The sequence below is a fragment of the Spirosoma aerolatum genome (genome assembly GCF_002056795.1).
Lineage (GTDB): Bacteria > Bacteroidota > Bacteroidia > Cytophagales > Spirosomataceae > Spirosoma > Spirosoma aerolatum.
Window position 1 is genome coordinate 5095305 of record NZ_CP020104.1, and the last position, 26117, is coordinate 5121421.

19 protein-coding genes are annotated in these 26117 nt (G+C 50.1%); 9 read left to right on the forward strand and 10 right to left on the reverse strand.

Annotated features, from left to right (window positions below; genetic code table 11):
• Window positions 1-10 precede the first annotated feature (10 nt).
• Together B5M13_RS34225 and B5M13_RS21175 are read left to right on the forward strand one after the other, a co-directional pair.
• The gene (locus B5M13_RS34225; protein ID WP_245859419.1) at window positions 11-247 is read left to right on the forward strand and encodes a hypothetical protein; all 237 of its coding nucleotides are present in this window, start codon (window positions 11-13) and stop codon (window positions 245-247) included.
• 79 nt (window positions 248-326) lie between these two features.
• Entirely contained in the window at window positions 327-1604 is a 1278-nt protein-coding gene (locus B5M13_RS21175) for a metal-dependent hydrolase family protein (RefSeq protein WP_080057561.1), read from the forward strand.
• 104 nt (window positions 1605-1708) lie between these two features.
• On the opposite strand, the gene B5M13_RS21180 is transcribed toward B5M13_RS21175, so the two are convergent.
• A complete protein-coding gene (locus B5M13_RS21180) occupies window positions 1709-2344 on the reverse strand; it encodes a Uma2 family endonuclease (RefSeq protein WP_245859421.1) in 636 nt (211 codons plus the stop codon).
• Between the two features lie 88 nt (window positions 2345-2432).
• On the reverse strand, window positions 2433-3611 hold the full coding sequence (uxuA, locus tag B5M13_RS21185; RefSeq protein WP_080057564.1) for a mannonate dehydratase: 1179 nt from the start codon (window positions 3609-3611) through the stop codon (window positions 2433-2435).
• A gap of 186 nt (window positions 3612-3797) precedes the next feature.
• On the opposite strand from uxuA, the gene B5M13_RS21190 reads away from it, so the two are divergent.
• From B5M13_RS21190 to B5M13_RS21205, 4 genes are all read left to right on the forward strand, one after another.
• Entirely contained in the window at window positions 3798-5159 is a 1362-nt protein-coding gene (locus B5M13_RS21190; protein ID WP_080057566.1) for an MFS transporter, read from the forward strand.
• 6 nt (window positions 5160-5165) lie between these two features.
• Window positions 5166-6158: a sugar kinase gene (locus B5M13_RS21195; protein WP_080057567.1), complete on the forward strand. Its 993-nt coding sequence runs from the start codon at window positions 5166-5168 to the stop codon at window positions 6156-6158.
• Window positions 6159-6362: 204 nt separating this feature from the next.
• Window positions 6363-7868, forward strand: a complete 1506-nt coding sequence (locus B5M13_RS21200; RefSeq protein WP_245859423.1) for a tagaturonate reductase — start codon at window positions 6363-6365, stop codon at window positions 7866-7868.
• 132 nt (window positions 7869-8000) lie between these two features.
• Window positions 8001-8753, forward strand: coding sequence for a hypothetical protein (locus tag B5M13_RS21205; protein WP_080057570.1), 753 nt, complete (start codon window positions 8001-8003; stop codon window positions 8751-8753).
• An 88-nt stretch (window positions 8754-8841) separates the two neighbouring features.
• Here B5M13_RS21205 and B5M13_RS21210 read toward each other — a convergent pair whose 3' ends face one another.
• From B5M13_RS21210 to greA, 3 genes are all read right to left on the reverse strand, one after another.
• Window positions 8842-12546, reverse strand: a complete 3705-nt coding sequence (locus tag B5M13_RS21210; RefSeq protein WP_080057571.1) for a M12 family metallo-peptidase — start codon at window positions 12544-12546, stop codon at window positions 8842-8844.
• 146 nt (window positions 12547-12692) lie between these two features.
• On the reverse strand, window positions 12693-13082 hold the full coding sequence (locus tag B5M13_RS21215) for an HIT family protein (RefSeq protein WP_080057572.1): 390 nt from the start codon (window positions 13080-13082) through the stop codon (window positions 12693-12695).
• 109 nt (window positions 13083-13191) lie between these two features.
• On the reverse strand, window positions 13192-13665 hold the full coding sequence (gene greA, locus B5M13_RS21220; protein ID WP_020598809.1) for a transcription elongation factor GreA: 474 nt from the start codon (window positions 13663-13665) through the stop codon (window positions 13192-13194).
• 310 nt (window positions 13666-13975) lie between these two features.
• Between greA and fmt the strand changes: the two genes are divergently transcribed.
• The 3 genes from fmt (at window position 13976) to B5M13_RS21235 (ending at window position 16603) form a co-directional block, all read left to right on the forward strand.
• Window positions 13976-14899, forward strand: coding sequence for a methionyl-tRNA formyltransferase (gene fmt / locus B5M13_RS21225; protein WP_245859424.1), 924 nt, complete (start codon window positions 13976-13978; stop codon window positions 14897-14899).
• A gap of 150 nt (window positions 14900-15049) precedes the next feature.
• Window positions 15050-16033, forward strand: coding sequence for a polysaccharide deacetylase family protein (locus B5M13_RS21230; protein ID WP_080060021.1), 984 nt, complete (start codon window positions 15050-15052; stop codon window positions 16031-16033).
• Window positions 16034-16108: 75 nt separating this feature from the next.
• Window positions 16109-16603 (forward strand): dihydrofolate reductase, encoded by a 495-nt coding sequence (locus B5M13_RS21235; RefSeq protein ID WP_080057573.1) that lies wholly within the window; start codon window positions 16109-16111, stop codon window positions 16601-16603.
• Window positions 16604-16771: 168 nt separating this feature from the next.
• Here B5M13_RS21235 and B5M13_RS21240 read toward each other — a convergent pair whose 3' ends face one another.
• From B5M13_RS21240 to B5M13_RS21260, 5 genes are all read right to left on the reverse strand, one after another.
• Window positions 16772-17173: a hypothetical protein gene (locus B5M13_RS21240; protein WP_080057574.1), complete on the reverse strand. Its 402-nt coding sequence runs from the start codon at window positions 17171-17173 to the stop codon at window positions 16772-16774.
• A gap of 82 nt (window positions 17174-17255) precedes the next feature.
• Window positions 17256-18182, reverse strand: coding sequence for a sugar phosphate isomerase/epimerase family protein (locus B5M13_RS21245; protein ID WP_080057575.1), 927 nt, complete (start codon window positions 18180-18182; stop codon window positions 17256-17258).
• A 25-nt stretch (window positions 18183-18207) separates the two neighbouring features.
• Window positions 18208-20547, reverse strand: a complete 2340-nt coding sequence (locus B5M13_RS21250) for a glycoside hydrolase family 3 protein (protein ID WP_080057576.1) — start codon at window positions 20545-20547, stop codon at window positions 18208-18210.
• Window positions 20548-20678: 131 nt separating this feature from the next.
• The gene (locus B5M13_RS21255; protein ID WP_080057577.1) at window positions 20679-24791 is read right to left on the reverse strand and encodes a glycosyl hydrolase; all 4113 of its coding nucleotides are present in this window, start codon (window positions 24789-24791) and stop codon (window positions 20679-20681) included.
• 105 nt (window positions 24792-24896) lie between these two features.
• Window positions 24897-26051 (reverse strand): esterase, encoded by a 1155-nt coding sequence (locus B5M13_RS21260; RefSeq protein WP_080057578.1) that lies wholly within the window; start codon window positions 26049-26051, stop codon window positions 24897-24899.
• Window positions 26052-26117 lie beyond the last annotated feature (66 nt).

The following is a 26117-nucleotide window of genomic DNA, read 5'->3' on the forward strand; positions in this document are numbered from 1 at the left end:
CTCAAGCTATATGTCTTGTTTGACAGCAAGCTCAGCAACCGTTAAACTGCTCCTGTCAAAGACGATCGACTCCAGCACAGTCCGATTGACGTTGGGGTTCTATGACAAGAACAATAGCCAGGATTCAACGAAGGTTACCCTGCGTAGTCAGGCCTATAAAGTGGTTCTAAAGGATGTGACACCCTATCCAACTTCGTTTATGCCCGATCCAACTCAAAAAGCGGTTATTGAGATTGCCCGGTTATAGGCATTTGTAGCGTCTTTTCCGTATTTTCAGGCTGTAACGAATTCGTTACAGCCTTTTTTGTACCCAACCACTATAGTCAATGAAAAAAATATACCTACTGGCTGGCCTCTCGCTACTGGCTTTCCCCCTTTTTGCCCAGCGTACACTTATTCACTGCGGTAATCTGTTCGATGGGATTGGCAACAGTATCCAGCCGCAAATGACCATCGTAGTCGAAGGAAACAAAATTACGGCCGTTCAGAAAGGCTATACCGCAGCCTCGAGTCAGGACCAGGTCGTTGATCTCAAATCGAAAACTGTACTGCCCGGCCTGATCGATATGCACGTTCACCTGGAAACCCAGACCCGACGTGGTGGAGCCATCGATGGTTTTACGAGCAATCCGGCCGATGTGGCGTTCCGGGCTGCGCGCTTTGCGAAAACTACCTTGCTAGCTGGGTTTACAACGGTTCGGGACCTGGGCGGCTCCGGCATTAATGTATCGCTCCGCAACGCGATCAACGCTGGTCTGGTGGAAGGGCCACGCGTATTAACGGCAGGAAAATCCATCGCTACCACGGGTGGTCATGCCGACCCTACGAACGGCTATCGCAAAGATTTAATGGGAGACCCAGGTCCGGAAGATGGGGTTATCAATGGCCCGGATGATGCCCGCAAGGCCGTTCGACAACGGTACAAAGACGGTTCTGATCTGATTAAAATTACGGCTACAGGTGGCGTTCTAAGTAATGCCAAGGATGGTTCAGGACCACAGTTTACGGAAGAAGAAGCCAAAGCGATTGTGGATGCGGCCAAAGATTACGGTTTTTCGGTAGCCGCTCATGCGCATGGTGCCGAAGGCATGAAACGAGCCATTCGGTCGGGTGTTCAAACCATCGAACATGGCACTTTCATGGACGATGAAACCATCGAACTATTCAAAAAACACGGCACCTATTTTGTGCCCACCATCATCGCCGGAAAAACAGTAGCCGACTCAGCCAAACATTTCGGCTATTACACCGCTCTGGTTACGCCCAAAGCCTTGGCCATCGGACCAAAAATTCAGGCTACGTTTGCTAAAGCCTACAAAGCGGGGGTAAAGATTGCGTTCGGGACCGATGCGGGTGTATTCATTCACGGCTATAACGCTAAAGAGTTTGAGTACATGGTCGAAGCCGGAATGCCATCCGTTGAAGCTATCAAATCGGCGCTGCTAACCAATGCCAAACTGCTCAGTATGGACGCACAAATCGGGTCGATTGAATCGGGCAAATTTGCGGACATCATTGCCGTCGATGAAAATCCCATTCAAAACATCAAGACCCTACAGGCCGTCAAGTTTGTCATGAAAGACGGCAAGGTGTATAAGCAGTAGATCTCCCTACTTACTTAAGCCGCGAGAAGCCGAGATGCAAGAAGTCTAAAAGCTACCCATCAAATCGTTGCGATCTCGCGGTTTAACTAAGTTCTACCTATTACTTATTTCTTTTTTGCGACCAGTTCATCGGGAATAAACTGGCAACCAGGCAACACCTCAACTACCTGGCTCCAGCCGCGAATAAGCCAGTCTTTTCCGGGTTCGGCAATCAGTACTTTATGTGATTTCGTGAATAGCCAGATCACTTTTTCAACGCCAAACTGAAGGAGTTTTGTGGTTTTCTGCTCGTAGTAGTCAAATTCAGAGTCAAATTGGTTCAGGTTTGCTTTCGTATCTACTTCAATTGCAATTTTTGGAGGCACCCAGGCATATTTTGTCTCGTCCTGGCCTTCCAATGTACTTAACTCGAAAATGGCTACATCACAAGCTCGCCAATCCCCCTTACTGAATTGAATACCTAGTTCATTTCCTAATACATCGTAGACGTCTAAATTTAACACCGATAATAAATAAGCAGACAGTCGAACGACTAAACGACTCTGTAAAATACTTGAACTCATAACCTGCTCTACTGTTTTTACCCCTTTCAGGACTCCTTCGTAACCAGCGTAATACACCGGCTTGCCAGCCCACATTTCGTAGACGAGCGATTTCAGCAAACGGGCGCGTTCGACCCGGCGCTGTTTCTGTTCAGCAGTAAGAGGAGGACGTTTGGATTTATTGGCAGCTTCCATCATCAAACGATTTTACAGCACTAATATACGAAAAACAGTCGATAGGCACTCGCCGTCAGTGATTGGCTTTGTACCTATCGACTGAGGAGTATTAACTCAGTAGTCCCAGCATCAGGCCACGCAATTCAGCCAGGCCACGCAACCGGCCGATGGCTGTATAACCGGGATTAGTCCGTTTTCCCGATGTCAGGTCGTCGAGCATTCGGTGGCCGTGGTCAGGGCGGAACGGCATCCGTATATCCGATCGTCCTTCGTCCTGTCTGCGTTTTTGTTCGGTAAGCAGCGCCCGCATAACGGCTGGCATCGGCACATCACCTTCGAGGTGGTTAGCCTCCTGGAAGCTTCCGTCTGTATCGCGCTGAGTACTGCGCAGGTGAATAAAATGGATATTTGGCGCGAGTCGTTCGGCCATACCTGCCAGGTCGTTGTCGGCCCGGACCCCATAGGAGCCTGTGCAGAAACACAGCCCATTCGACGGTGAATCGGCAGCCGCCAGCAAGGCACGGGCATCGGCTTCGGTACTGACTACACGGGGAAGGCCCAGAATCGGGTACGGAGGATCGTCGGGGTGAATGGCCAGCCGGACGCCGACCGATTCAGCAACCGGGACAATTTCCCGTAAAAATGCATACAGATTCTGTCGGAGTTCGCGGTCACTGATGTCCTTATACGCTGCCAGCGCATCGCGAAACTTCTCGACCGTATAGCTTTCCTCGGAACCCGGCAATCCTGCAATAATGGTGCGCGTCAGCCGTTTGACCTGTGCATCGCTCATACTATCGAGCTTGGCTCTGGCCAGCCGTTTCTGTTCGTCATTATACAGATACTCAGCCCCCGGACGCTGGAGAATATACAACTCAAAAGCCGCAAACTCCGTAGCGTCGAACCGAAGGCCGGTCGAACCGTCGGGCATTGGGTAATCGAGATCGGTACGCGTCCAGTCGAGAACCGGCATAAAATTATAGCAGACGGTATCAATACCGACCTCCGCCAGATTCACAATCGACTCTTTGTAGTTGTCAATGTACCGTCGAAAATCGCCGGTTCGGGTTTTGATTCCTTCATGCACCGGAATACTTTCGACCACCGACCAGCTCAGATGGCTTGTTTCGATCAGGGCTTTCCGGGTCTGAATTTCCTCAACGGTCCATACTTCGCCGTTCGGAATATGATGCAGGGCGGTTACAATACCCGTAGCGCCTGCCTGTCGGACATCATTGAGCGATACCGGGTCGTTCGGACCGAACCATCGCCAGGTTTGTTCAAGCATAAAAACAGTTGTTAATCATCAATGGCTGTTTGGTATTTACGGTATTCGGTTTCGCCGACTGACGCAACCAGGCTGACGGGTCAGTCTACCGTAAACCATAAACCAACTACCGAAAAGCCGTAAACCACTTTTTTCGGGTAAATAAGCATTTTAATTTTCTTTTCTCCCCAACCTATTTTCATTGTTGTGCAAATTCCAACCCCTTCGGGCCGCTTTCGCTGGCGTATTGTCGCGTTGTTGTTTCTGGCAACGACCATAAATTACGTAGATCGGCAGGTGTTATCGTTTACGATGACCGACGACCTGTTCCGAAAGGAAATGCTCGACGTAGCGCCCAACACCGTTCTGACCAAAGAAGCCACCGACCGCTTTAAAGTGCTGTATGGCGATGTGGATGCGGCATTCAAATTCGCGTATGCGATTGGCTTTCTACTGGTTGGCTGGCTCATCGACCGGTTTGGCACAAAGCGGGGTTTTTCATTGGGTATCCTTGTCTGGAGCATAGCCGCTGTGACGACCGGATTTGTCCATAATATGGCTGGCCTTCGGTGGGCGCGGGCTTTTCTGGGTCTGGGCGAGTCGGCCAACTTTCCATCGGCTATTAAAACCGTATCTGAATGGTTTCCAAAAACTGAGCGATCGTTTGCGAGTGGCCTTTTCAATGCTGGAACCAATGTTGGCATTATTGTGACGGCCTTTGTGACGCCTTATCTGATTCTTGAGCTTGGCTGGCGCAGTTCATTCCTGATTACCGGGATGCTGGGTTTTGTCCTGCTAATTATCTGGTGGTTTACGTACACCAAGCCTGAACGACAGGTCAATCTTTCGACCGAAGAGCTTGCCTACATCCGCAGCGACAATGAGAAAGCAATTCCGGTACATGTTTCGTGGGGGCAACTGCTGGGCTACAAACAGACATGGGCCTTTGCCGTAGGCAAGTTCATGGCTGACCCGATCTGGTGGTTTTATATTTCGTGGCTTCCCGACTTCTTCAACTCCAACGATGCCTTTGAAGAAAAACTGGAGCTCAAAACGTTTGGGGTTCCCTTTCTAATTATCTACATCGTTTCGGATGCTGGCAGCATCTTTTTTGGCTGGCTCAGTACGCAGTTCATGAGTTGGGGCTGGACCGCCAATCAGGCTCGTAAAACTACGCTGATGATTTGTGCGGTCTGTGTAATCCCGATTTTCTTTGCAGCCCAGACCAGTAGCCTTACCGTCGCGATCGGTCTGTTAGCCCTAGCCACAGCCGCTCACCAAGGCTGGTCGGCCAATATGTACACCTTTGCCTCGGATCTTTTCCCAAAAAATGTGGTGGCCTCTGTGACTGGCATTGGCGGTATGTTTGGGGCAGTAGGCGGTATTCTGCTGAGCTTACTGGCTGGGCGGATTATTACCTCGTTCGGTTATTTACCTATGTTTATCATTGCCAGTTGCTCCTATCTGATTGCCCTTGTACTTATTCATTTAATATTGCCGAAATTGGAGCCCCTAAAGGCCGAAGATTTAGAAAGTAGCACCCATTGGCTGGCAGGCACTAGATTATAAAAACGGATGAAAATAGTCACTTTTGGAGAAGTTATGCTCCGGCTGAGTCCGCCGGGGGTTGAGCGGTTTGCACAAACCGATTCCCTTGAGATGCATTTTGGCGGTACCGAAGCGAATGTAGCCGTATCCCTGGCGCAGTTGGGCTTGCAGTCAAACCATGTTACCCGATTCCCCGATCATGCGCTGGGTAGGGCCGCTGCCGGGTACCTGCGCAAATACGATGTCAACACCCAATACATCCAATATGGCGACGGTCGCTTAGGGCTTTATTTTCTGGAAACAGGAGCCGGGAGCCGGGCCAGTCAAATTATTTATGACCGGGCCGACTCGGCCTTTGCCCGAATAAAAGCGGACGACATCGACTGGGAACCGATTTTGCAGGGCGCCAACTGGTTTCACTGGACGGGGATTACACCAGCTCTATCACAAGGTGCTGCCGACTGCCTGCTTAAAGGAATCCAGACAGCAAATCGGCTGGGCGTACCCGTATCGGCCGATATTGTGTACCGGAGCAATCTATGGCAATACGGTCGCAGTCCTCAGGAGATTATGCCCGCCCTGACCGAAGGCTGCACATTGGTACTCGGCAGCAAAGGACTTTTCTCCGAGTTATATGGTGTAGTAGGCAGTACGTTTCAGGAAGCCGGACGTGCCATGTTCAAACGATTTCCTACTGTACGGTACATTACCGATACCAAGCGAAATTCGCTCAGTGCTTCGCACAATCAGTTTTCGGGAAAGCTTTTCGACGGACAAGCCGTCTATAAATCAAGGACCTACGACATTCGCCCCATTACCGACCGCATTGGTACAGGCGATGCCTACATAGCAGGCCTGATTTATGGTTTACTGACGTTCAATGATCTGCAACGGGCTGTTGAATTCGGGGCAGCAGCCTCTGCGTTGAAACACACCATTTCGGGCGATGTCAATCTGGCAACCGTAGCCGAAATAGAAACCCTGGCCAGTGGCGATAGCTCGGGCAAATTGAAACGCTAAGCCGAACAAGTTATAGTGAAGGTAGTTGGCCTCTTAATCAACAAAACACAGCTAGTCGCACATTTACTAAAATGAAAGTACGGGTTATTAAAGTAGTTCGTAATATTGCTGAATGATGACGACACCAGCTAGAAAAATCGATTTTTGATAACAGTAACGACTACTTAACTGATGACCGAAGAGCCGATTGCCGCCCCTCCAACCATGCCTAAACTAACGCGTTCGACGCATCCCGCTCCCGTTTATCCCGAAAAAATTCTCCAGTTCGGCACCGGTGTACTGCTCCGGGGCTTACCGGATTATTTAGTCAATAAAGCGAATGCCAACGGCCGCTTTGGCGGCTCAATCGTCGTTGTAAAATCGACAGATAGCCAGACGGATGAATTTGCAGAACAGGATAACCTATACACAGTCGCTGTCCGTGGTGTCCAACAAGGGCAGGACGTTTCGGAAACAACCATTGTTTCGGCCATCAGCCGGGTGCTGGCCGCCCAGACCCAATGGAAAGAGGTGCTGATGCTGGCCCGAAACCCGAAACTCCAGATCGTTATTTCCAATACGACCGAAGTTGGCCTGAACTATGTCGAGGAAAGCATTTTTCAACATCCTCCACAGTCATTTCCGGCTAAACTGACGGCTTTTTTGTATGAGCGGTTCCGTAGCGTAGGTGGTTCCAAAGCCAAAGGGTTAATTGTCATTCCGACCGAACTCGTAACCGACAACGGGCTCAAACTCCGCGAAGCCGTCGAGAAACTGGCGCAGTTCAACGAATTGGGCAAGCTGTTTACCAAATGGCTCAAATTCCATGTTCGCTTCTGTAACTCGCTGGTTGACCGAATTGTGACTCGTCCAACCGACGAAGCACAACAGGCTCTGCAACAGGAAGCCGGATACGAAGACAATCTGCTCACCTTTACCGAGCCCTACCATCTGTGGGCCATCGAAGGCGACGACCGGGTCAAAGAAACGCTCGCTTTTGCGGATGGAAATACTCCGCAAATCATTATTGACGAAGATATTAACTTCTATCGCGAGCGTAAACTGCGGGTACTGAACGGTACGCATACCCTTACCATGCCACTTGGGTATTTGCTCGGTCTGGAAACCGTTGCCGACGAGATGCGTCATCCGCTCATGAGCCAGTTCGTTGAGTCGCTGATGCTGAACGAGATCGTACCTACCGTGCCAGACTATGGTGTTTCGGGTATGGATAAAGAAGCCGTTCGCCAGTTCGCTCACGACGTACTCGACCGATTCCGCAATCCGCATCTTGATCATTTGCTGCTGAATATCTCGTTGCAGGAAACAGCGAAAATGCAGGCTCGTAACGTAGCCACCATTCAGCGCTACTTCGATCAGTTCAACGCCGTTCCGAAGATGACCGCTTTAGGGTTTGCGGCCTACCTACTTTTCATGAAAGCCATTCGCGAAGAAGGAGGCCAGTTCTTCGGAGAGATCGCGGTAAACGGCGGTATACTCACCTACCCTATCCGCGATGATAAAGCGGGTTATTTCTATGGCGACTGGAAAACCGTTAAACCTAAAGACAAATCGACCGTACAGGCGTTTGTAAAAAGTGTTCTGTCCGACCAAAAGCTCTGGCTGGCTGATCTCAGTACGTTGCCGGGATTTGTTGAAACAGTTGCCGACGATCTTAGTTCGATGCTTACATCCGGTGTTGAAAAAACGCTGGAGAAAGCGCTCGCTTAACATCCCGGCCTATTGGCCAGCCCAAAATAACTCCTGTCAGAAAGCATCTGGCAGGAGTTATTTTTTTACATAACGTTTCATTTCGATAACACTTTAAGGTTTAGGTGGTTACAGGCAATAAACCCTGACCGTATGAAAACTCTTTCCCTATGGGCCAGTCGGCATACCCCGCTGGCGATTGGCCTTATTATGTTTGGTGAGCTAACCAACGGGGTCAACGCTATACTTTTAGGAGCGAGTCTATTTAATGATCTTCCCCCGCTCTGGCTATATATCAGCTTGTTATTAATTATCAGCCTGATTCTATCCATCCATATACAGACAACACATTCAGAAGATGGCTATTCCTACTGGTCCGTACGCCGATGGGCTTTTACGGCTTTTGTAGGAAGTTTCCTGTTATTTAGTCTGTTAGGTGGCCTATGGGCGCATCGCGTCAAGTATTCAGACGCAACAAGTATTGTGCTGGGTAGTCGACAAATAACGGTTGTTAACGATAGCCTCGCCCGGCCCGATAGTGTCCGGCAACCTGCTCATTCAGTCGCAAAAGCCAGGTTAACGCGAGCAGACAACACGAATCCTCCACGCATCATGTATATACTCCTGGGAATAGCAGGGATAGCGGTAGCCTATGTACTAGCAGGTTTGGCATGTAATGTTCTCTGTGCCGGTTATGGTTTTGGAGCCCTGTTGACCTTTTACCTCGGCCTCGGCGGACTGGCGGGCTCTTTTTACTACTTCAGTAAAGCTTTTCAGCGTTCGCCTAAACGACGACAGGATATGACGGCCGATGAACGGAAGCGCGACAGTCGGCGCTTCTGGCTTTCCTGGCTGACGCTGATTGTTGTTGCGACGGTAACTTTACTCATCTCCGCCGACAATTAATTGGTTACAGAGTCAGGCTAATTTCTTTCATAAATAATGCACTATTGACACATGAAAAAGCGGGTTTTGTAGACCCGCTTTTTTTAGTTTATTGCTTGACCACTTTCCAGTTGGCCGCTCGGCCATCCTGCGTTTCAATGTGCAGAACATAGGATCCCGAAGGCAGGCCCCGCATATCCCACTGTTCCCTGAATGATCGCCCTGCAAGGTTTTTTTGACGAATGTCGCGCCCTTGTTCATCGCGTAATTGAAGTCGGGCCAATGGCGCAGTACCCGCCTTTAATTCAATCGTTATCTGGTCAGTTACTGGATTTGGGTATACGCTAATTCCTTCCAACAGAAGCGGCTCATTGGCCAATGCCAGCGCGCTGATCACCATGGAGTTTTTGATAGTACCCGTAGCACAGTTGGCATCGCTCAACCCAGTGATCGATAAGCTGTAGTTCGTTGGCTGATTGGCTTTAAGGCTCACTACATAAGGCGAATTATCGGCGCGTATAATCTGATTGTCCCAACGTGTAAACTGCCAGGGTGTTGATCCCGTTAATGTAATAGAAACAAGTGCACTGTCGCCGAGTGGGAACGTAAGCTTATTACTACTGAGCTCAGCAGTAGGTAATGCCGACACAGTGATCTGAAGTGAGTCGCGTGTGCGCACAACGGGTTGGGAGGCTTCCAGAAAGAACACATACTGACCAGGGGTAAATGTATTCGATATGGGCATCGACACCGTACCCCCCCGAACCGTAGCGGGTAAGGTCGTTGTTTTACCAGCCGATTTCACCACAAACCAGTATTGATTTGGGTTGACTACCTTTCCTTGTACGCCATATCCGACCGTCAGTGAATCGCCGGGGCAATAAACCGTTTTGCCAGTTTGCATTAGGGAAAGTTTGGGTAAGACGGTCACTGACAGAACGGTATCGGCTCCGGCACAACTTCCAGTATAGCACCGCGCCCGATAGGTGGTGTTGACTTCGGGTTTTACGAGCAGTTGATTAGTTCCCCGAACCAGACGGTTCGTGACCGTTTCGGTTTCGCTGGCCCATGACCAGATCACGTCGGAGCAGCCAGCCGCCTGAAGTGTAGCACTCTCGCCAATTTCAATGGTCTGCTTAGAGACTGTCAGGGTTGGTGTAGCCACATTTGCGCAGGCGCTGTACCGTATTACCTGATAGGCACTGCCGCTAAACCACAGATTGCCGTTGATATCAGCGCTCATGGTACCTATGTCATTTAGCGGCATAGTCGTTATTTTCTTCCAGCTAAGTCCATCATATTTAAAGATTCCACGAGGAGACGCGTTATCGATTACATATAAATTTCCCAATGGATCGCTGGCCATATTATTGACATACGAAATAGGCATTGTGCTATTTTGGCTGAATGTCGTCCAGGTTTGCCCATCATATCGGGCCAGTGGTGGAAATGAGAAGGTCAAATCTAACTGCGACACCCACAGATTACCTAATCCATCGATAACTATGCGATTGAGGTACTTTCTCAGTTGTGGTGTATTATCAGCATTAAATACCTGAGTGGTGCGGGTTAGGGTGTTCAATCGTACCAACTCATACGGCGCAGTAGCGCTGCTACCGTTATATTGTAGTATCCAAACTATGCCCGCCCTGGCCACCGTCTGATTTATACCCCGATTTTCGGGAGCGGTATAGAACTTCGCCAGTGTATCGGCTTTCTGCTCATAAATAGCATTGTAGCTATGAAATAACTTAGGTGAAAGGCTAATCGATGAATAATTAGCGTTCGTGTTATATACCACTGCTTCAGTCAAGTCGACGGTTTGTTCGGCAATTTTCCCTAACTGATAGTACGGCACCGCAAAGGAGTTCTTAAAAACGTTAACTGATTTTCGATTTGCCAGCCAAACATTGCCCTGATCGTCAGTCGTCAAGATGGCCCCCACATTGCCGATTTTGCCATTGGTGTTTTTAGGCGTATAGAAACGTATTGTTAAACTATCCAGGCTGATTCGTGCGAGGCCGTTGGCCGTACCGATCCAGGCGGCCGTTGGCGACAGTACCAGCGCCCCTACATTACTGCCCACTGGCCAGTCTGGATTATGTATGTTGTTTATAAACGACCAGCCATCCGGCATTTTGGCGCTACCTGTTTTGAACGGTATAACCGTCCGTGTAAGAAGCCCTGTCGGATAATCCAGTATGTGCGTATTCCATTCTTCTACCTTAATGTAATACTGCGTGTTGGGCTGTAGGTTTTCGGCCATTCCAAGCGCGAAATAATAGCTCATGGTATTGGTAGTCGTTCGGGCTGATATTGGTTTGGCAAATGTCGTATCAGTTGCCAACGTCATCTGAATCTCTGTATGGTCGTGGGGTTTATTAAAAACATATGGAAACGTTAACGGAGCAGCATTGTTTGCCAAAAACGGTAGCCAAATATTATACGATGCCGGATTAATCACAAACCGACCTATTGCCGACCAGGGGCCTTTCGTATTACCCACAATCGCTCTGGTTCTCCATAAAACTGTTCCTCTACGGTTCAAACTGACCGTAAAGGAGGCCGTTGATGTTGAAATAGCCGATGAGTATTTAAAGAGCGGGTCCGTTGACTGTGTAAACTGCATCTCGTAACCCGTAGCAATTTCCACAGGTTGTACCGCCATCTGGCAAATACCGTTATTGTAAGGGATTAACCGCTGATCCTGCGTTGGTACCAGCAGAATAGGGGGAGCAACTCCAACCACTACACGCTGCAATTGACAAATAGTTGACCAGGCTGAAGTACCTAATCTGTTTACAGATCGAACCCGAACATAGTATGTTTGCCCCACTGCCAGTTTGCTCATGGTATAACCATTCACCTGAGTGGTGTCGCTGATGATTTTTTGCGCGAAATCAACATCGCTGGCAACCTCCACATCGTACCGTTCGGCCATCGCCTGACCATTCCAGTACATAAATGGTATACCCGACAGCGCCAATTGAGTGGGCAACACGGGTGCCTGGTTAGCGGCCGACAGTTTAGGCAGGCTCTTCACTGCGTAATCAGTCATTAACGCCTGACAAAGGGGATGAAACGTTATGTTGAGTGCATTATTTACCACCTGACAATAGCTCATGATAGTACCCTGGATCGTTTGCAGAGCCCCCGTATAACAATCACCTTCAGCAGTTGAGCAATAATCGATAGGGCCACCGGGCCACGAACAGTTGTGCGTATGGGGTGAACCAAAACAATGGCCCAATTCATGAGAAAGTGTCGAAAGATCAGTTCCATTAGCCGATATAGCCTGATTACCACCACCCAAACCACCTGCTCCCGTTACGGATTTGGTTGGGAAATACACCCGCTTATCGTAGGGAATCTGATTGAACTGGGTAGCCCATTTATTCGAAAAAATTGTAGATAGCCTGAACATATCCAGTTCCCCCCGATACGGATCAGCCTCGGTATCTTTCCAGATATGGAAATAAACAACGACCAGCTGGGTATTGATTTCACGCTCGAAAATCTTCGATGCCTGCTCAATCCGTTCCAGAAAATAACTTCGTATTCGGTTGGTATCTTTCTCAAATTCCAGATACGTGTCAGAATCAATTTCTACGGCAATTCGGCATACATTCCGTTCACCAGCCGCTTTACGCGCGTTTTGTGCTGCCATCAGGCGAGGCAATTGCCCCATCAGCCGAATGGTACTATCAGGGAGATTTCGGTCGTCAACTCCGCAAGTGAGAGGTGTTTGTGCAGTAGCAAATGTGGTTAAGCAAATTAGCAAACCCGTAAAGACAATAGTGTATATATTTTTCATTAAAGCACAATAAGTAAACTACTCTGTGCTTTGACGATAATTAAACAAAAACGTCATTATTACTTACTAAAAGAGTCAGTCTGAGATAAAAAAAATACGGCACCAGGTATTAGTTGGTGCCGTATCTTACACGAGAAACAAATAGCTTACAGAAATGCCCGAATTTTCTCAGCTGTAGCGGCCAGCTCTTCCTGAGTCGGCTTCAGTTTATTGTGAAAATTCATGTCGGCCATCGAGTTGAGCGGAATCAAATGGACGTGAGCGTGCGGCACTTCCAGACCGACCACAGCTACGCCAATGCGCTTACAGGGAATCGCTTTCTCAATTGCTGGAGCAACCTTTTTGGCAAAAGCCATCAACCCCATATACAATGTATCGTCCAGATCGAACAGATAATCAACTTCTTTTTTCGGAATCACGAGCGTATGCCCCATAGCCGTAGGCATGACATCCAGAAAAGCCAGATACTCGTCGGTTTCAGCAATTTTATGCGCCGGAATCTCACCAGCCACAATTCGGGAGAAGATAGAAGCCATAGTTTCTTCTAGTCATTAGTAGTTAGGAGCGAGGAGTGAAAATGGCTGACGCATTTATTACTCTGGCGTCAGCCATTCTCTCTCCTCGCTCCTAACTACTAGCTACTTTTTATCGTCCAATCTCAATTACTTCAAACTCCATAATACCGGCAGGTACCTTAATTTCGGCGACATCTCCGACCCGCTTGCCCAGCAGCCCTTTTCCGATAGGTGAACTCACGGAGATACGACCCGCCTTCAAATCGGCTTCTTCTTCCGATACCAGCGTGTAGGTTACCACAGCGCCGTTTTTCTTGTTCTTGATTTTAACCTTCGACAGTACCGACACCAGCGATGTATCGATGGTCGACTCGTCTAGAACACGTGCATTGGAAAGCACTTCTTCCAGCTTCGATATTTTCAGCTCATGAAGACCCTGCGCATCCTTAGCGGCATCATACTCAGCGTTTTCGCTAAGATCACCTTTATCACGGGCTTCGGCAATCTGACGGGCAATAGCCGCCCGGCCTTTGGTTTTCAACTCATTTAATTCCGCCTTGAGCCGGTTGAGTCCTTCCTCGGTGTAGTATGAAATCTTTCCCATAATCCATTAATACTTACGCGTTATTCACATTGGTTTAGCCTACTCCTTAAAACAAAAAGAACGGTACACCGACCGTTCTGCAACCAAATTGGTTTTCTTTGCAGACGCGTCAGAGTCGCCGTCGGATACCCGAAGCAAGCGATTCAGGAATATAAAAAATGGTTCGTCGCATAGGCTGTGCCAGTAAGCGGCTAATCATGTTCTACTGTCATGCGGTTGGAGCAGCGCATTGATGAGACAAAAATAGAAAGAGTTCTGCGCTATATCAACACATAGGCAATTGACCTATTAAAAACTGATTTACTGATTCATGTCGACACCCCTTCGCATCATATTCATGGGCACACCCGATTTTGCCGTTGCCAGCTTACAAAGACTGCTCGGAGCGGGTTACCAGGTTGTTGCCATTGTTACGGCTCCCGACCGCCCATCGGGCCGTGGTTTGCAACTAACTCCCTCTCCGGTTAAGAAAGCCGCCGAGGCCGCCAATTTACCAGTCCTGCAACCCGAAAAACTCCGCGACCCCGCCTTCCTGGAACAACTCGCCAGTTATCAGGCCGATTTGCAGGTAGTAGTCGCCTTTCGAATGCTTCCCGAAGTGGTCTGGGCGATGCCTACTATAGGAACGTTTAACCTGCATGGCTCATTGTTGCCGCAATACCGGGGAGCAGCCCCCATCAACTGGGCCGTCATCAATGGCGAAACCGAAACGGGCGTTACAACTTTCTTCATCGAAAAAGAAATTGATACGGGGCAAATGATTTTTCAGGACCACGAACCCATCTACCCCAGCGACACGGCGGGAACCGTACATGACCGACTGATGGAACGAGGAGCTAATCTGGTGGTAAAAACGGTGAAAGCTATTGAAGCTGGAGACTATCCGCGGATTCCCCAACCCGCAGCCGATACCCTGAAACCGGCTCCTAAACTCAGCCGCGAAACCACCGAGATCAACTGGAATCAATCGGTTCACGCGATTCGAAATTTCGTACGGGGCTTATCGCCCTACCCGGCTGCCTGGACACTGATCAATGGTAAAGTATTTAAACTGTATGAGGTTTCGGTTGCCAATGAATCTCCATTTGCTGCTGACCCAGGTCAGGCGTATTCCGACAATAAAAAAACGATTTTGGTACGAACTGCCGATGGCTGGCTGCAAATTGACTCGCTCCAGGCCGAAGGCAAACGACGCATGACTGCCGAGGAGTTTTTACGGGGGAATAAGCTTTAAGGATTAGCCATTCATTTTCATGCCCATTCGTTTCATTGATAGTCATTTGGTCGTCATTTATCGTATTACCTTGTGGAAATGGTACTCCAATAAATGGCTATTAATAGCTACCAAATGACAATGAAGGCCAACTTAACTCGGTTACCCATCATGAAATTAATCCTAACCAGCCTCTTGCTCACGCTCGCAACCCAGATTGCTTTAGCCCAAACCGAAACCTATGCCGAAAAGCTGGGGTTCCCAAAGGGTAAAAAGGTCGTTATTTTACACGTCGATGACGCGGGGATGAGCTATGACTCAAATATCGGAACGATCAACGCTATTGACAAGGGCATTGCCAATTCCACCAGCGTTATGATGCCCTGTGGATGGGTGCCTCATTTCTTTGCCTATCTGAAAGAACATCCCAATGTCGATGCGGGTGTCCATCTGACGCTCACCTCCGAATGGAAAAACTACCGTTGGTATCCCATCGTTGGTCGTGATAAAGCACCGGGGCTCTACGATGGCCAGGGTAGTTTCTGGCCCGAAGTAGCCGATGTTGTCGCCCATGCTACACCCGATGAAGTAGAGGCCGAAGTTCGGGCCCAACTGGCTCGGTATCGGTCATTCGGGTTTCAGCCTACCCACATGGATTCGCACATGGGCACGCTGTTCGAACCTAAATTTATTGAGCGCTATGTAAAAGTGGCTATCGACGAAAAAATCCCGATTCTGTTTCCCGGTGGCCATGCGGCACTCATCAGCAAAACGAATCGACTGGCCGCGCCTATGCAGCAAATGGCCCGACAATTGGGCAAACAGCTCTGGGACGCGGGATTACCGGTACTCGATGACCTGGATGGAAGCATCACCAGTTTGAACCTGCCTGCCGGAGCCAAAGACTCGGATTTACAAAAATTCAAAACCCAGAAATTCATCGAACTGTTGAACACTGTACAGCCAGGTTTAACCTACATCATCATGCACTGCACTGCCCCTACGCCAACGTTTGATTTGATCAGTAGTTCGGGGCAATCGCGGAAGGGCGATATGCTGGGCATGATGGACCCAGTTCTCAAAGCTTATATCGAGAAAGAGGGCATCATTGTAACCACCTGGCGGGAATTAATGGAACGACGGAAAAAATTGTGAAAGAGTGAAGGAGTGAAATCCGTTGTGAACTCATTCACTCTTTCACTCTTTCGCTCTTTCACTCTTTCACTCTTTATGAAAATAAGTCTCATTTCCGCAGTGGCGGAAAACGGCGTTATCGGCCGGAATAATGAATTACCGTGGCATCTGCCCGATGATTTTGCTTTTTTCAAGCGTAAAACAAGCCATCATCCCATTATTATGGGACGAAAATCATTGGACTCGCTAGGAAAACCCTTGCCCAATCGCACCAATATTGTGATAACCCGTAACGCCGATTTTAGTGTTCCGAGCGTTACGGTTGTGCATACGCTGGACGAAGCCCTTGGCGAAGCAAAGGCTATCAACCAAGTCGAAATTTTCGTGATTGGCGGGGCTGAAATCTATAAACTAGCTTTACCCGTCGCCACTACCCTATACCTGACCGAAATCCACCAGGCTTACGAGGGTGATGCTTATTTCCCCACTTTCGACAAAACCGAATGGCGTGAAGTCAGCCGACACCACCACCCCGCCGACGAACGGCATGCGGTTTCGTTCGACTTTGTGGAGTATGAACGAGTGGCTTAATAACCTATCATCCGTATAGTAACATAGATTGAATTTGGCGATTTTGTCATCCCGACGCAGGAGGGATCTGCAGGCAAACCAATTGAATAGTTAGTCTGCGCAGATCCCTCCTGCGTCGGGACGACAAAAATCCAGCTAACTCTCTCAATTAATTTATCACAGCCACACTCATTTCCGGGTGGTCAATATCGTGGGGCCGCTTGGGCTCATCACCTCGGCGTTATCTTCCGCTGTAATAAAAATGTCGGCGGGTTTGGCAATGGATGTGGCTTTCAACCGCGCTTCGAGTGCACGCCCGGAAGGCACTAACTGCCCCAGTTTATTGACCGGATCGTTACCCGACTCCATCCAGACTATGTAAGTATTCGATGGCGGACTAAGCTTTTTGGGCTCGGCCAGATTTCGCACGTTTACATTGACGACGTAGTTTTTGTTTTTATCCTTTCGAACGCCAACTTTCCCCGAAGCCGATGGAACAATCGACGAATCGGTGAAGACCAGTTGAGGAGTACAGGCGCTAACGGCCGCAGCTACGTATAAAGTAATGAGAATAGATCGGATCGTTTTCATGACGTTACCAATTAGTTAGTCTGTTAACCGATCCGATTATCTAGATGTTTGGCCGTTAATCGCTCATTAATCTCCTTTTCGATTAGCTTAGCTTCTTGCCTTCAGCTTCCAGGAGCGCTTTGGTTCGGCGAATTCCTTCCCCCTCAGCCATCCCTTCTCCTTCGAACTCTACCCCAATGTATCCTGTAAATCCAGCCGCTTTCACCAGTTTCAGCATGCGTCCATAGTCGATCTTGGTTTCAATACCCTTTGCATCGAAACCGTAACTTTTGGCGCTCACCCCACCTTTGGTATACGGTAGCATTTCGGCCACTCCTTTATATCGGTCATACGGGCGCTCGCAGGCCTTTTCGGTACTTCCCCAATCGTGCGACTGGCAGAAATTGCCAAAATCGGGCAATAAACCACAATTCGATTTGCTCACCCCCTTAGCCACCGAAGCCATCCAACTGCCATCGGATGAGTAGCCGCCATGATTTTCGGCTACCACATTCAATCCTAATGGTTTAATTCGGTCGGCTAGTTCCCCCATACTGTCAATGGCTCGCTTCCGCACCTCATCGACTGCATCTTTATTTTGCAGGTTGACCCGAATAGTTTTACAACCCAGAAACGTAGCCGCTTCTGCCCAGGCATAATGTCGGTTTATGGAATCGGCTCGTTTGGCAGCATCGGCATCGACCAGACTGCCTGCTGTATCGATCATAATCAAGTGATTCACGACACCCTCGTTCTGGCTCCTTTTGAGCAGTTCTTTCAGATAAGCCGGTTCATTTTTCACAAACTGATCGACGTACTCGACAGCCGTTATTCCAAAATCACGTCGGGCGCGAGTCGGGAAATCGAGGGTTGTCGTCTCCTTTTTGGCCAAAGCCCGATGCAGTGACCACTGCGCCAGCGAAATCTGAAAAAATAAATCTTTGGGTGCTTCTACATCCAGATCCGGAATGAAGGGCAATGCAGATAAGGCACCAAGCTGGCCTAAAAACTGACGACGAGTAGGATTCATGGTTGACTTTTTATTGTTTATCGTACTACTTCGCACTCAAAACCGACTGCTTATACTTAGCTGTTCGCGCATCGCGGATGACCCCTTTCCAGTTCAGGCCAAAGCCGAAATCGTAGGTGTTCCCTTCCGAATCTTTGTAACAACTCATATCGCGGGGAACGTCTTCGGCTTGTGCTTCTACCGTTTTCATGTCGGCTGGCATTTGCATGGGCAACAGGGCCGAAGGTTCATGTACTCCGGTCAGAATATCCATCAAGGCCTGATCCTGCACACCGAAATGGACCAGGATTGCGTTCGACTGGCCTTCAAACTCGCTGACCACCGTTGGGTTCGACATATTCAGCGCGACAATCACGGGTTTTCCGTTCATTTTGGCATAGGTTTCCTTGACCATGTTCAGATCGGTAGAGTTGATGGTCTTCGCCGTTTTGCCGTTGTACGTCCGGTTGGTGAATGTTTCCATCGGGTCGCCACCGGCCATACTGGGATCGCGGGTACCCTTAGCCGTGTAATCGCCGTATTGCAGACTGACGGGAACATAGCCCGTACCACCCGCTTTGGCATCGGCGCTGTTGTAGCCACCACCCGAGTTCGGGCTTTGGATAAACACCAGTGCATAATCGGCTTCGGCCGGATTATCCGTTATATTGAAATATTTCTTGACAATGTTCAGATTGACCGGATAGGCCAGTTTTTCCGGGGTTTCCATACCGAGGAAATTCCGGCCAGCGGGTGTAAACTGTTTCGGAATATAGACCGTTTTGCCTTTCGCGAGCGGCAGCGCTTTCGCCTTGTTTTTCAGCATCACCACCGATTCCAGTTGGGTCTGATAGCCTACTTTCATATACTCGGGTGTTCCCACCGATTTCTGAGACACCTGTGGGTCTAGATATGGATTCTCGAACAACCCAACCCGGAAAATATTCCTGAGCAACCGAACGGCCGATTGTTCGAAACGGGTACGCATAAACGATTCACCGTGCTCTTTTACGCCCATTTTGTAGGCTTCCATCACCGGGCCGGATTCATTGTTCCCGCCGAACTGATCAACGCCATTCATCAGGATTTTGTAGTGTCGCTCGGCTACTGTCAGTTTTTCAACACCCCACGATTTGCCCGTCAGGAAAACATCGACAGCAGTTTCGTCGGCGGTAATCAGCCAGTCGGTGCAGACAACCCCATCGTAGTTGTATTTGGTCCGCAGCAGGTCGTGAATGATGTATTTGCTGTAACTGTTGCCTACGTTCTCGCCATACTTTTTATCCTGACCGTATGAGATGGTATAATACGGCATCACAGCCGCTGCCGTACCGGTTTTCCCGTTCAGTTTAAAGGCTCCGTTCAGGAATGGAATAAACGCCGTTTCGAAATTTTTTCCGGGATAGACGGCGTATTTACCGTACCCATAGTGGGCATCACGTCCACCTTCGCCCGAACCCCCACCCGGCCAGTGCTTCACCATCGCATTAACGCTGTGATAACCCCAGCCCCCCGTAATTTCGTTGGCTCCGTACGACGTCTGAAAACCATCAATGTAGGCACGGGCCATGTCGGTTGCCAGTTGTGGGTCTTCGCCAAAGGTACCACTGACACGATTCCAGCGCGGATCAGTGGCCAGATCGACCTGGGGCGACAAAGCCGTAGCAATGCCCAGCGCCCGGTATTCAGTGGCCGCAATCTGCCCAAACCGTTTTACGGCGTCGGGATTGAACGTAGCGGCCAGCCCCAGCGAACCAGGCCACATGGAAATGGAGCCACCCGCCCCTGCGTTGTATTCGGCATCGGCGCGGGTGCCATGCCGGGGGTCCGAACTGCTGTTGATCGGTATGCCCACACCAATCCCTTCGACCAGAGCCTGGGCGTTGTTGTTCCATTCAGCAGCAATTTCAGGACTTTGTACCGATGTAATGAGTACGTGCCGAAGGTTATCGTTGGTCAGAAACGCCTTTTGCTGGTCCGACAGATCAGATGCTTTGACGCCACTTTGCGCAAATATTTTTCCGCCGTAGGTACCGGCAAATGGACCACCCGCAGCCGCCGGAATCGGTTGGTGACGGCTATAGAGCATCAGTCCGGCAATCTGGTCGATGGTCATTTTTGAGGCTAAATCCTTCGCCCGTTCATCAACCGACAACCGCCAGTCTTCGTACTTATCCAGTTTGCCGTTTTTGTTCAGGTCTTTGAAGGCAAACCCCTTATCAGTCAGCAGTTTCACACCCGATGCTGTCGAGTAGCCGATGGTTTTACCACCTTTGTTGGTGACTTTCGTCCAGTTTCCGACTTTCGTTTCGGTCCAGTTCTGGCCACATGCGGCCGATGCCGTCAACAGAGTCAACAGGCCGAAGGTAATGTTCTTTGTTCTCATAGGTTTGGTAGGTATTCTAAATAGATGTCAATCAATTAAACCGCAAGGGCGCGAAGACGCAAAGAAATAGTTCTATCGCCTATTCTTTGCGTCTTCGCGCCCTTGCGGTTCACTATTCTTCTGCATAAAGATTAACTCAGCAATTTCAGCGCTGCTACCCGCAACACGACAGGTCCGACCAGGCCGGAGTCCAGAAGTGGCGAGTCTTTGGTGTAGTGTTTCCAGGTCGTGAACGTTACGCGCCCGTCGGCGGGTTTAGGCTTTCCTTCTTTATACCAGGCCGGCAACTCAACAATAGCCCCGCTGCTTAGGCTGGCAAATCCACTAGCCCCACCACCCGGTGTAAACTTATCGGGATCAGGCAAGTATTCATCGCCAATCAGTCGGTTCGGCCATAAATTGGTTACGCTAATTTCCAGCGTATTGTTGCCAGCCTGCACCGCTTCGGAAATATCTATCCGGTAGGGACGTTTCCAAAAGGTGCCGAGCGCTTTCCCATTGACCGATACACTGGCGAGTACCTCCACCCTACCCAGATCCAGAAACAACCGCCGTCCTGATGAACCCGGTAGCAGCGTGGTCGGTATCTGAACCGTTTTGACGTAGGTCGCCGTACCGGAAAAATGCTTTACCCCTGGCTGCTCATGAGTATTCAGTGGAATCAGGCTGTCTAACGTGATCTGTTCGGGAGCCCCCATATTGGCCGGAAAGCGAACCTGCCAGCTACCTGTAATTTCCACTGGCGGATTAATTCCGGCAACGGCCATTGGTGTACTACGTCCTGCTGTATCGCGTGCAACATATTGTCCATTCTGCCAGAACAGTAGCCCACTTTCCCCATTGGCTGCCATTTCGACGGTAGGGGTAGCCGTTGATTCAAGACGTTGCTGCGCTGCCAACTGACGGATACGGTCGTCCGATGCGGCTTCCATGAGCAATTGCGGTTCGGTCATATCGCCATTGTAAAACGAAGCCCCATCGCTCAGGTAGGCTTTACTGATTCCGGGATGAACGATGTCCGTTCCCAATTTTCCCTGCTGAATGAGTTTGCCGTTCACATAAATCGCCGGGATACCGTCTTTATAGACCACCGCTATATGGCTCCAGCCCGAAATGGGTGTTTGGGCCGACATCCGAAAAACGGGCATACCAGTCGTTCGTTCCCAAATCGCCACGCCATTTCGCCCGATGGTTAGCCCGCAGGCAGCATGACCAGCTCCGTATAGATCTGTGCCTGAAGGGGGATAGATGGCGTAATAATCTGTCCAGGGCCCTTTTACGTTTTCCAGCAATCCTCCGGGAGCCAGCATGATATTCAATTCCGGCTTGGCCCACAAACTAATCGTAAAGGTATTGGAAACGTCTTTGTATAGCCTGCGGGTCGGAATCGGGAAAGGTTTGGTACTCAATACGGTTTCTGCCCCTTTGCTGATGGCTTGCAGCGTTTTTTTGGCAGGTGTTCGAAATACGACGAACACAGAACCCGACGGGTCGAACTGCACAGGTACACGGGTTTGTCCGGCCACGGTTTCGTAGATCGGCATGGGCGTCATTTTCCCCGTCGAAGCATCCCAGCGTTCAGGCTGTTTGCCCGCTACCCGGAACGTACAGACCGTTTCTTCGACCGTCCGACGCTGGTTGGCCAGAAAGTACACCTGTACCTCGCCAATTCGTCGGTGTATCCATGTAATGGGCGCATCACCGGAACGAGACGTCACTTCCACATCGGGCCTGATCGCCAATAGGTTGAGCACTGCCGGGATAGACTGCCCCCAGAACACACGCCCTTTGCCGAATTTGTTTTCTGTTATCGTCGTCCCGTTGATAGGCCCCCAGATATCGGTCAAAAGTTGCTTAAACTCGGTATAGCCTTCCGAATGTCGATGCAAACCGAGCGTTGTTTCAGGCTTTTCGCCCACGATAACCAACCCTTCTTTTATGTAGTCCCGCAGTTTTCGGAGCAGTGGCAGACTCAACGCTTTATGATTCTGAAGTACCAGGACCCGGTAACTCATGCCATCGGGCAGCACCAGCTTTCCATCCTGAACACGAGTGCGTTTCAGGAGTGTTTCGCCATTGATGAGATCGTAATCGTAACCCTGTGGTGGTGTTGGCGTGAGTTCGTGCGACTCTACTTTGGTGTACTGATTTCCATCTTCTCCTGTAAAATAGGCCAGGTCGGCCACAAACAGTCCCTGCTGCAGCAAGCTTTGGCATCGGGCCAGGTAATCCAGCCACGCCCGCCCCTGATGCCACCAGGTCGTTGTCCGGTCGAAGTGGATACCCCAGGGGCCCATTGTCATACCCGGCACGGCGGTTGGATGGGGCTGATGTGCGTATCGGTGAAAAATAATCCGGTTCAATCCCTGGGTAAACATCCGGTCGCCCAGTGCTTTCATACCGAAAGGGTATTCCTGCCAGCGAGCCGATTCGGGCTCTCCCGTAAAGGCTTCGGCTCCAACCAATTGTGGATTAGCGGGTGTACCTCCACCGGCGTTTTTACCGTTGATATGAGCAATGGATGCTGCCAGTTTGGTCGTCCGGCGCATGGTCCAATTGTTCTGAAACAACGACGACAGCCCATGCCAGAACTCGCCCATGTTGACATCGACTCGTGCCCCAATCTGCATTTCTTCCATCGGGCCACGGTCATACGGCTCGGCATAAGCAACGATACCCTGCTGATGGCACAACTCCGTGAATCGGGCGTAATAATGATCGGCCATCAGATCGGCCAGTACACGGCGAAAATCCCAGAGGAACCGCTCAGTGAGGTCTACGTTTTCCACAATACGGCCCGTCAGCGCTGGTAAATAAGCCAGCAGTGAATCGCCAACCCGTTTCTGAAACTCCTGCGGAAGCTGGGCCGTCCAGTTCTGCATACCCACCTCATAGCTGTCAATCAACAGACCCACCTTGCCTTTCCGGGCCAGCGGTTTGAGTGTCGGCAACAGGTTTTCCATCATCCGGTTAAAATGGAAATCGATGGCAGCCGGATTGTATTTATCGCATTCGAGACCGATTCCCGTATCGGGTGCCGAACGGTTCAGCTCGCCTTTGGGCGTGTAACCGACCCGTAAAACAGTCCAGTTTCCGGAAGGGGCATCCCAGCGTAACGAACCATCTTTATCCATGAATTTCGTCAGATCGACAATCGAAGACAGCTTAATAGCTGCTTTTCCTGCCGCTTCCGAATCATCCGTTACGCCCATTGCCCCGAAGACCATATTCGTTTTCTTCCGCCAATCGGCAAGTCGGGCCGTTCCAGAAAACCGTAACTGCGAAAAATGCCGCGCCCCAGGCGACGAAATGCGGAAATATCGTGCCTTTGTCGGCGCAAACTCAATAATTGTCAATGCCTCATCCGCCGAACGTCCTGCGCTCCCTGAAGCTACCTTGCGAAACTGCGTACCATCGTCCGACGCTTCCAGTGTAAGCTGAGGCCCTCCTCCAAAGCCACCTCCACCCGAAGGCGCTTTCCCGACGGGTTTGCTGACAAAAGCGATTGACTGAGCTTCGTAAGGCGCCTTAAACTCAAGCAGTATCGTAGCTGGCTGACCTTCAGCACTCGGCTGTACAGTCAGTCCTTCTCCTCCGGCCAACTGCTCCGCTGGCTTCGAATCAGCTCCACCAGTAGCTGTGATTTTAGTAATCAGCGAGGCTAGTGATGCTTCACCGGGGAGCGATGGGTAGGCCAGCACCGTCACATCGCGGTAGTAGTTCAGTTTTGCGGGCGGTCTGGGCAGTGAGATCGTTACCGGCTGACCACCTGCCAGATACGCTTCGCTCCAGGTCACCTCCTGCATGGCCAGCTCGGGCGTGATCCAGGGCCCACCACTCGACGACCAGCCGGGGCAATTGTGCATGGTAAACTCCAGACCCAGCCGATCGGCCTCTTTCATGGTGTGCTGTTTCAGGCTCAGCCATTCAGGACTTAGGTATACCACTGGACCTTTCGGTATACCTGTTCCAGCATCGAAATTCTGAAAGCCTCCCAGCCCGATTTGTTGCATGGCTTCCAGATCGCGGGTGATGCCGTCGGCTGTTACATTGCCATTCATCCAGTGCCACCAGACCTGTGCCCGCGCCGACATGGGCGGATTGACAAAGGCATCGACAAACGATTCAGCCGCCTTGGTATCAAGGATAGATGGCTTTTGCTTGAATTCAATGATGCCTGCCGGAGTAACCAGTGCCGCTAAACCAGCCGTAGCGGTATTCTTTAAAAAGGTTCGTCGTTTCATGAAGGGTGGGAGTCGAATTTATTCACCGCGAGGGCGCAAAGGCGCAAAGAATTAGCAGACTTTAATTCTTTGCGCCTTTGCGCCCTCGCGGTGAATAAATCGTGTTTATTTAAACAGCATTGGAGTGTACTCATTCAGGTATTGCCGCCAGTTGATCCAGGTGTGGCCGCCCGACGATTCCTTATACTGGTATTTGATGTTGTGTTTATCCAGCAGAGCCAGTGTCTTTTTATTGGCATCCATCACAAAATCATCCTTACCAATGCTTACCCAGAAGAGCTTCTTGCCTTTGTTGAAATTGGGATCGTTGAGCACTTTGGCGTATTTGGTATCTGCTTCATCTGCCGTTGCGCCGAAGAAACCAGAGCTAAACACACCTACGTAGTTGAATAACTCGGGATGCGTTAAGGTTACGTCCAGCGTCTGGAAGCCCCCCATAGACAGCCCGGCAATGGCACGGTTTTCCGCATTGGGCAGGGTGCGGTAGTTCTTCTCCACATACGGCATCACCTCTTTCAGCAGTTCGCTCGAAAATAGGTCGCGCAATTGATTCATCATCTGCGCATTAGGCATACCGTTCATGGGTGGCAGCGGCATACTGCCATTCGGCATAACCACAATCATGGGTTTCGCTTTTCCGGCTGCAATCAGATTGTCCAGAATGAAACCAGCCCGCCCGATTGTATTCCAGCCCGAATCGTCATCGCCCCCGCCATGCAGGAGATAAAAAATGGGGTATTTTGTGTTGCCTTTTTCGTAGCCCGGTGGCGTGTATACATGCATCCGGCGCATCATGTTCAGCGTGTTCGACGAATACCACACCTCCCGCACTTCGCCATGCGGCACCGCTTTGTTATCTTCAAATGCGGTTTCCGGGCCCGGTACAGCCATCATATTTTCCAGACTACTGATTCCCTGCTTGATAACCGGATTTTTAGGATCCATTGTCCGTACGCCGTCGACCATCAACGTATATGAATAATAGTCAGGCTTTAGTGGGCCAATCAGAACCGACCACACCCCCTGCTCATTCTTCTTTAAGCTTAGCGGTTGCGGATTCGACAGGAAGTCACCCCCAACGGTTACTTCGCTCGCTTTAGGGGCATAAATCTGAATCAGAACCCGCTTATCGGCCAGCACATTGGGCGATTTAAGGGTGTCGTTGGGCGTTGGCGTTCGCTGTGCCATTTGCGCCATTGCCAGCGGGGCCATAAAAACCGTACATACAGCCGTGCACAGAAGTTGTTTGGAGAAACGCATAATTGGGTTGGGAATGTAAATACAGAATGAACAATGGATAATGAAGAATGAATAATGGAAGAGCCG

What these genes read in the sequence shown, in the direction of transcription:
- B5M13_RS34225 (WP_245859419.1), top strand. Translation starts at nt 11, where the DNA reads ATGTCTTGTTTGACAGCAAGCTCAGCAACCGTTAAACTGCTCCTGTCA.
- B5M13_RS21175 (WP_080057561.1), top strand. Translation starts at nt 327, where the DNA reads ATGAAAAAAATATACCTACTGGCTGGCCTCTCGCTACTGGCTTTCCCC.
- B5M13_RS21180 (WP_245859421.1), bottom strand. Translation starts at nt 2,344, where the DNA reads ATGATGGAAGCTGCCAATAAATCCAAACGTCCTCCTCTTACTGCTGAA.
- uxuA (WP_080057564.1), bottom strand. Translation starts at nt 3,611, where the DNA reads ATGCTTGAACAAACCTGGCGATGGTTCGGTCCGAACGACCCGGTATCG.
- B5M13_RS21195 (WP_080057567.1), top strand. Translation starts at nt 5,166, where the DNA reads ATGAAAATAGTCACTTTTGGAGAAGTTATGCTCCGGCTGAGTCCGCCG.
- B5M13_RS21200 (WP_245859423.1), top strand. Translation starts at nt 6,363, where the DNA reads ATGCCTAAACTAACGCGTTCGACGCATCCCGCTCCCGTTTATCCCGAA.
- B5M13_RS21205 (WP_080057570.1), top strand. Translation starts at nt 8,001, where the DNA reads ATGAAAACTCTTTCCCTATGGGCCAGTCGGCATACCCCGCTGGCGATT.
- B5M13_RS21210 (WP_080057571.1), bottom strand. Translation starts at nt 12,546, where the DNA reads ATGAAAAATATATACACTATTGTCTTTACGGGTTTGCTAATTTGCTTA.
- B5M13_RS21215 (WP_080057572.1), bottom strand. Translation starts at nt 13,082, where the DNA reads ATGGCTTCTATCTTCTCCCGAATTGTGGCTGGTGAGATTCCGGCGCAT.
- greA (WP_020598809.1), bottom strand. Translation starts at nt 13,665, where the DNA reads ATGGGAAAGATTTCATACTACACCGAGGAAGGACTCAACCGGCTCAAG.
- fmt (WP_245859424.1), top strand. Translation starts at nt 13,976, where the DNA reads ATGTCGACACCCCTTCGCATCATATTCATGGGCACACCCGATTTTGCC.
- B5M13_RS21230 (WP_080060021.1), top strand. Translation starts at nt 15,050, where the DNA reads ATGAAATTAATCCTAACCAGCCTCTTGCTCACGCTCGCAACCCAGATT.
- B5M13_RS21235 (WP_080057573.1), top strand. Translation starts at nt 16,109, where the DNA reads ATGAAAATAAGTCTCATTTCCGCAGTGGCGGAAAACGGCGTTATCGGC.
- B5M13_RS21240 (WP_080057574.1), bottom strand. Translation starts at nt 17,173, where the DNA reads ATGAAAACGATCCGATCTATTCTCATTACTTTATACGTAGCTGCGGCC.
- B5M13_RS21245 (WP_080057575.1), bottom strand. Translation starts at nt 18,182, where the DNA reads ATGAATCCTACTCGTCGTCAGTTTTTAGGCCAGCTTGGTGCCTTATCT.
- B5M13_RS21250 (WP_080057576.1), bottom strand. Translation starts at nt 20,547, where the DNA reads ATGAGAACAAAGAACATTACCTTCGGCCTGTTGACTCTGTTGACGGCA.
- B5M13_RS21255 (WP_080057577.1), bottom strand. Translation starts at nt 24,791, where the DNA reads ATGAAACGACGAACCTTTTTAAAGAATACCGCTACGGCTGGTTTAGCG.
- B5M13_RS21260 (WP_080057578.1), bottom strand. Translation starts at nt 26,051, where the DNA reads ATGCGTTTCTCCAAACAACTTCTGTGCACGGCTGTATGTACGGTTTTT.